This window comes from Thermodesulfobacteriota bacterium, assembly GCA_039028315.1.
GTDB lineage: Bacteria > Desulfobacterota_D > UBA1144 > Nemesobacterales > UBA2774 > CR02bin9.
In genome coordinates this window covers 1-2552 of the sequence record JBCCIH010000246.1, presented here as the reverse complement: position 1 = coordinate 2552, position 2552 = coordinate 1, and the positions used below count along the sequence as shown (strand labels likewise).

Annotated in this window: 3 protein-coding genes; 2 read left to right on the top strand and 1 reads right to left on the bottom strand. The window is 41.9% G+C overall.

What is annotated here, in order from left to right:
* Positions 1-928, top strand: a 928-nt coding sequence (gene cofG, locus AAF462_11515) for a 7,8-didemethyl-8-hydroxy-5-deazariboflavin synthase CofG (GenBank protein MEM7009750.1), incomplete at its 5' end; no start/stop codon positions are given.
* A gap of 1 nt (position 929) precedes the next feature.
* Positions 930-2132 (top strand): 5-amino-6-(D-ribitylamino)uracil--L-tyrosine 4-hydroxyphenyl transferase CofH, encoded by a 1203-nt coding sequence (cofH, locus tag AAF462_11510; protein ID MEM7009749.1) that lies wholly within the window; start codon positions 930-932, stop codon positions 2130-2132.
* On the opposite strand, the gene rimO is transcribed toward cofH, so the two are convergent.
* Positions 2133-2552 (bottom strand): 30S ribosomal protein S12 methylthiotransferase RimO (rimO, locus tag AAF462_11505; GenBank protein MEM7009748.1); only part of this gene is annotated, 420 nt, incomplete at its 5' end.

Here is a 2552-nt window from a genome sequence, read left to right as displayed (position 1 = left end):
AGGTGAGGGCGCTTTATTTATGAGCCCTGAGGAAGTTTTAGATATGGCGAAAAAGGGCGCTCAACTAGGCTGCACAGAACTTTTATTTGTTACCGGCGATAAACCTGAGCTTAAATACCCGGTTTATAGAGAAGCACTACATAAACTCGGATATGAAACAACAGCGGACTATCTAATTGCATTAGGAGAAGCAGGACTTAAGGAAAATATATTTCCACATACAAATCTTGGTCTTGCTACAAGTGAAGAGCTTCTTTCCTTTAAAGAGTCAAACCCAAGCATGGGACTTATGCTTGAGAATATAAGCCCAAGGCTTCTTAAGAAAGGAGAGGCGCACCACAGATGCCCTGATAAAGTTCCAAAGCAGAGAATGAAAACTATGGAGTTGGCCGGAGAGCATCAGATCCCTTGGACCTCTGGAATTCTGGTTGGAATAGGAGAGACTTGGGAAGAGCGCATTGACTCCCTAATTGCATTAAGAGAGCTAGACGATAAATATGGACACCTTCAAGAGATAATTATTCAGAACTTTAGTCCAAAAGCGGGTATCTTGATGGAAAATACTCCGGCGCCAGAATTTATAGACATGCTTAAGCTTGTAGCAATTACTAGACTCATGTTCGGCGAAGGACTTAATCTTCAGATACCGCCAAACTTAAACCCTGAGACTTACCCTCTATTTATACACGCTGGGATAAATGATCTAGGCGGAGTGTCTCCGGTTACAATTGACTATGTTAACCCTGAAGCTCCGTGGCCTAAGCTAGAGATAATGGAAGATATGGTGGACGATCTTGGATTTATACTCAGAGAGAGACTTCCAGTATATCCGGAGTTTATTGATAAAGATTATATAAATGAAAATGTGTTAGAAAGAGTAGAAAATTTCGTAGATAAAGACGGTTACGTCCCACTTGGAGAGGTGTGAAATGGCTGATATAAAAGAAGCAATTGATAGGATTGAAGAAAATAGGGCTATGGGTTTAGACGGCCTTCTATCTAAAGTAAACGGCAGTACTGGAAGAATTATTAACAAGGCTCTAGTTGGCGATGAAGTCAGTGTTGAAGAGGGAGAGGCACTATTTGGAATTGAAGATCTAGATGAAATCTCAGCTCTTGCGATAGCAGCCGATGAAATTAGAAAGCAGGATGTGGGTGACGTAATAACCTATGTCGTAAACAGAAATATTAACTTTACAAATATATGCAACACATACTGCGGCTTCTGTAATTTTATGGCCCCGGAAGGTGATGAGAGAGCATACTTCCTAAGCATGGACGAGATTGCAGACCGTGTTAAAGAGGCTTGGGAAATTGGTGCAACTGAAGTTTGTATGCAGGGTGGTATGCACCCTGATATAGACGGCAACTTCTATGTCGAATTAATTAAAGCAGTCAAAAACGCTGTGCCCGAGATGCACACTCACGCTTTTTCTCCATTTGAAATTTTCTACGGCGCAGAGTCGCTAGGTATATCTGAAGAAGAGTTCATTGAGATGTTAAAAGATGTTGGCCACAACACTTTTCCTGGAACAGCAGCAGAAATACTGGTTGAAGAAGTGAGAAAAATTATTGCGCCAAGAAAAATGCCGACTGAGGCTTGGATAAGAATCGTTAAAAAGGCCCACCTCTCAGGTATGCATACAACTTCTACAATAATGTACGGCCACGTTGACGAGCCTAGGCACTGGGCAATGCATATAGGAATACTAAGAGATATTCAGAAAGAAACCGGCGGATTTACAGAGTTTGTGCCACTTAGGTTTATCCCTTGGAACACAAGACTCTTTAAACACTCAAAAGGTAAAGTTGCAGAAGGCCCAACAGATCTAGATCAACTAAAAATGTACGGTGTTTCAAGACTTATGCTAAGAGGCTGGATAAATAACATTCAGGTCTCATGGGTTAAACAGGGCCCAGAGTTTGCTCAGTTCTCACTCACTGCGGGAGCTAATGATTTTGGCGGTACTTTGATGGAAGAGCAGATCTCACGCTCGGCCGGTGCAAGCTATGGTCAGTATTTCCCTCCTGAGGAGTTTAGACGCCTAACCCGCGAGATTGGAAGAATTCCTGCTGAAAGAAATACTACTTATGGTATTCGAGAGATGTTTGATGCAAATGGGAATGATTAATTAAACTATTTCGCCGTAAAGATCATATATATCTGCATCTGTTATTTTTATGTCTACAAGCTCACCTAAGATAAGCTCTTGATCCCGTTTGATATAAGTATAGCCATCAACTTCAGGGGCTTGTGTGGATATTCTTGCAACATAGTCGCCATTTTCAACGCTCTCTATAAAACCCTCATGAACAGTTCCAACAAGAGCCTTATTCTTATTCAAAGAAACCTCTGACTGAGCCTGCATGAGTCGCTCGAGTCTCTCTTCTTTGATTTCCTCAGGGATTTGCTCACCCATAGTGCCAGCAGGTGTGCCTTCTTCCTGGGAGTATTTAAAAGCGCCTGCTCTGTCGAACTGGGCTTCTTCTATAAAATCTAAAAGCTCTTCAAACTCGTCCTCTGTCTCTCCAGGAAATCCGACAATAAAAGT

What these genes read in the sequence shown, in the direction of transcription:
- cofH (MEM7009749.1), top strand. Translation starts at nt 930, where the DNA reads ATGGCTGATATAAAAGAAGCAATTGATAGGATTGAAGAAAATAGGGCT.